Origin of the sequence: Caldicoprobacter sp. (assembly GCF_047459465.1) — a bacterium.
In the GTDB taxonomy this organism is placed as follows: domain Bacteria; phylum Bacillota; class Clostridia; order Caldicoprobacterales; family Caldicoprobacteraceae; genus Caldicoprobacter.
Genome location: NZ_VSCO01000181.1, coordinates 1 through 3,133 on the forward strand (window position 1 = coordinate 1; position 3,133 = coordinate 3,133).

A 3,133-nucleotide genomic window follows, 5' to 3' on the forward strand; every position below is an offset into this window, starting at 1 on the left:
ACCTCCGGATAATCCATTTGGTCTATCTGGGCCTTTATGGCCTTCATGGCTTTTGAAAACTCCTGATTGCCTGCCTTTATCTCTTCAACGCATTTTAGATATGCACATATCTTATCGGCTGCCTTGACTATTCTCCAGTGCTCGGTATCCTTCTCCTCAATAAAAAACAAATCCCTATATTCATTCCTTAGCTCTTCGGGCAACATATTTAACAGCTTTTTAGCGGCAATCCTTTCTATTTCCTTATATGCCCTGCATATCTCGGGATTAAAGTATTTTATAGGGGTGGCCAAATCGCCGGTTATCACCTCCGAGGCCTCATGAAACACCGCCAGGGTCGCTACCCTCTCTGGATCAACCTTGCCACCGAAAAACTTGTTTTTTATAACCGCCAATCCATGGGCAATCATGGCCACCTGCAGGCTGTGCTCCTGAATATTCTCCTGGCAGGTATTCCTCATAAGCCCCCATCGCTGTATGTACTTCATCCTGGAAAGATAAGCAAAAAAGTGGCTCAATTGAAATTCCTCCCAAGCACTATAAGATTTCTTATATCATTTCCTCATTTACCATTTTAGCATAGCTCTTCCTTAAATCAAATCCTTGCGTGGAATAAAATCCCCTACCCTAACAAATACTTACCTAATAAATAACAATAAAAGGAGTGATACGTGTGTCATTGATGAAATACCTATACAGCCGACTGCTAGATCAACTGCTGGAAAAGATGAGCGATATGAAGATGATCAAAGTGCCCTGGCTGGTAGACAACTATTCTTTCTTGAAATTCATGGGAATTGCCGAACGAGCAAAAAACGGACAGCCCCTCATGCAACCATTAGGTTCCACCCTCAACTTCAAAGATTTTCAGGACCTGATGTTCATCCCGAATATGTTTCCAACCCCTGATGGCACCCAAATGGATACCCAGGTGGTGATAGGCAAAAACGCCAAAAAGCCCCTGATACTCCCCGTACCATTCATGATAGCGGGCATGGCTTACGGCGCATCCGTAAGCCTTCCGGTCAAAATAGCCTTAGCTAGAGCCTCGGCATCCATAGGAACCGCCACCAATTCCGGCGAGGCGGGCTTTTTGCAAAAAGAGCGCGACATAGCCAAACTTTACGTGGTGCAGTACAACCGCGCCGGTTGGGGCAATGCGCCTGAAGAGCTCAAACAAGCAGATATGATCGAGATTAAGATGGGTCAGGGGGCCAGTGCTGGCGACGGATTTAAAATAGGCAATAAGCTTATCGGAGATGAATTGCGAAAACACTTAAAGCTCAAGGAAGGACAGGATGCCGTGATGCCCGCACGGTTTCCCGATATAAACAACAGGGATGACCTTAAGCGCAAGGTAGATGAGCTGAGGAAGTTAACCGGTGGCGTACCCATAGCCATCAAAATTGCAGCCGGGAACATTGAACAGGATCTGGATACCGTCCTATACGCCGGAGCCGATGCTGTGGTAATTGACGGTGCACAGGGCGAAACAGCTGGGAGCGCTGAGATAACCATCAACAATTTCGGCATCCCCACCCTATATGCTCTTGTGCGAGCGGTGGAATACCTGGAAAAGAATAATTGCAGGGATAGGATATCCCTGATCATGACTGGAGGCTTCAGAGACAGCGGTGACATGCTAAAAGCCATAGCTCTGGGAGCTGACGCCTTCTACATCGGCTATCCAGTGGCCATTGCAGCCATATACACGCAGCTCAATAAATTGCCCGCCGGAGCAAGCCCAACCGACCTTTACCTTTACACCGGCAAATATACCGAGCTGCTCGATATAGATGAAGCAGCCAACTGCGCCAGCAACTTCTTGAAAGCCTTACGGGAAGAGATGGATATCGCCCTGCGCTGCCTCGGGAAAAGCTCCATCCATCAGCTAAGCAAGGATGATCTGGTAGCCCTCACTCCCGAAATGGCGCAGATTACCGGAGTAAAGCTGGCATATAACGTGCACCCCATTTAAATCGATTTTCCAACAAGCTATGTGATTATGCGTCAATTCATCCACTTGCTGGATTTATGAAATTAAGCAGCCGAAAAGCTGAAAATTAATGGAATATTTTTTAACGGGAGCATATTGCCTCCCAAATTTTTTTTTGATAGAATGGAGCGAAAATAACTACCGAGTAAAAGGATAGGCAGAGTAGGTGCTGCGCGTTAAGTGCCAGGGGATGGGATGTTGCCCCTGGACGAAAGGCTTAAATGGCCTGCGATGCAGTACCGCATCCGCTGCCACCTGGTATGAGAGAAGGCATTTCGTTCTCTTTAAGGTGGCATTCTCTGCCATCTAAAAGAGAAAGGAGGTGCTTTTTTATGGAAAGCCGCATAAGAAAAATGGCGTATACAGGGCTGTTTACCGCAATAAGCGTCATACTCACGCGCTTTTTTGCAGGTAATGTCAATATACTTGGCGTCTTCGCCTTGCGCCTCAGCTTCGGCGAGGTCCCCATAATGTTAAGCGGCATTTTGCTGGGACCTGTATACGGAATAGCCTGCGGCGCCTTGTCCGACCTCATAGGATATGCCATCAGTCCGGTTGGTGGCCCCTATTTTCCGGGATTTACCTTAACATCTGCTTTAACAGGGTTAATCCCCGGCTTGATGGCCAGGTACTATCGCAATTACTGGAACTGGTTCTTTGTAATAACCATAGTTTCAGTTACAGCCGCAGTTTCCGTTCTGCTTAACACGCTGTGGCTGAGCCTCTTGCACGGCAAAGCATACCTGGCGCTGTTACCGCCCAGAATCATTGGCAAAGCTCTTTTAATCCCCGCATATGTCATCATTTTAAAACTGGTTATCAAACACTCACAGCAAGTTTTCTATTTTACAAGGCAGTGAACATCCTCCCCCTAATTAATTAGGGGGAGGATATCGCATTTCTCTTTCTCTCAGGGTCATGCCCCGAAAGCATTGAGCACTCTGGTAGCTATGCTTAGTGCCTCCACCTTATCCGTATCCGACTTATAGCCGCACTTGTTACACTTAAACCAGTCCTGAGTTTTCCAGATATACCAGGAAATGTTCCGCATGGCTGATAAGTTTTGGATGTTTTTAAGTTATAGTTACGTGCCCATCGCTGATCTTGAATATCCTGTCACACCTCTTTGCAATGCGC

Annotated in this window: 3 protein-coding genes and 1 riboswitch; of the genes, 2 read left to right on the forward strand and 1 reads right to left on the reverse strand. The window is 46.9% G+C overall.

What is annotated here, in order from left to right; translation table 11 throughout:
• A partial coding sequence (gene yfbR, locus FWJ59_RS08965; protein ID WP_414481597.1) for a 5'-deoxynucleotidase occupies positions 1-488 on the reverse strand: 488 nt, incomplete at its 3' end.
• Positions 489-682: 194 nt separating this feature from the next.
• Here yfbR and FWJ59_RS08970 point away from each other — a divergent pair.
• Entirely contained in the window at positions 683-1,978 is a 1,296-nt protein-coding gene (locus tag FWJ59_RS08970) for an FMN-binding glutamate synthase family protein (RefSeq protein ID WP_414481598.1), read from the forward strand.
• Positions 1,979-2,152: 174 nt separating this feature from the next.
• Positions 2,153-2,249, forward strand: a riboswitch (THF riboswitch).
• Positions 2,250-2,328: 79 nt separating this feature from the next.
• The gene (locus tag FWJ59_RS08975; protein WP_414481596.1) at positions 2,329-2,856 is read left to right on the forward strand and encodes a folate family ECF transporter S component; all 528 of its coding nucleotides are present in this window, start codon (positions 2,329-2,331) and stop codon (positions 2,854-2,856) included.
• Positions 2,857-3,133: the final 277 nt, after the last annotated feature.